This is a genomic window from Streptomyces ossamyceticus, from assembly GCF_001418475.1.
GTDB lineage: Bacteria > Actinomycetota > Actinomycetes > Streptomycetales > Streptomycetaceae > Streptomyces > Streptomyces ossamyceticus.
Genome location: NZ_LIQX01000430.1, coordinates 1 through 336, shown reverse-complemented (window position 1 = coordinate 336; position 336 = coordinate 1). Strand labels below are relative to the sequence as shown.

The 336-nt window shown below is 71.4% G+C and carries 1 pseudogene; it reads right to left on the bottom strand.

Going from position 1 to position 336, the window contains the following annotated elements:
- A pseudogene (locus AOK15_RS47360) lies at positions 1–336 on the bottom strand (cytochrome P450); the annotation flags it as partial.

The following is a 336-nucleotide window of genomic DNA, read 5'->3' as shown; positions in this document are numbered from 1 at the left end:
CGGCGTGAAGGCCTTGGAGACGAGACGGCGCAGCCGGGTGTGGTCCGGTGGGTCGATGTTCAGCAGATGCGTCATCAACTCGGCCTTGCGCTCACCGGGGATCCCTGTCTTGCCCTTGGCGTGCGCGGGCTCGTCGTGGTGCGCCGGGTTCTTGGACAGACGCTGGTCGGCGAGGGCCTGCTTGGCGTCGGCGTACCGGGTGACCAGCCAGGCCTCCACGCCGCTGGGCAGCTTCGTACGGTGCACGGGCGCGTGCTCACGGAGCCAGGCGTAGGCGGGATAGGGGTCGGTGGCGAACTCCCAGGTGAACAGGGCGGGCGCCGGGGCCGGGGCGGC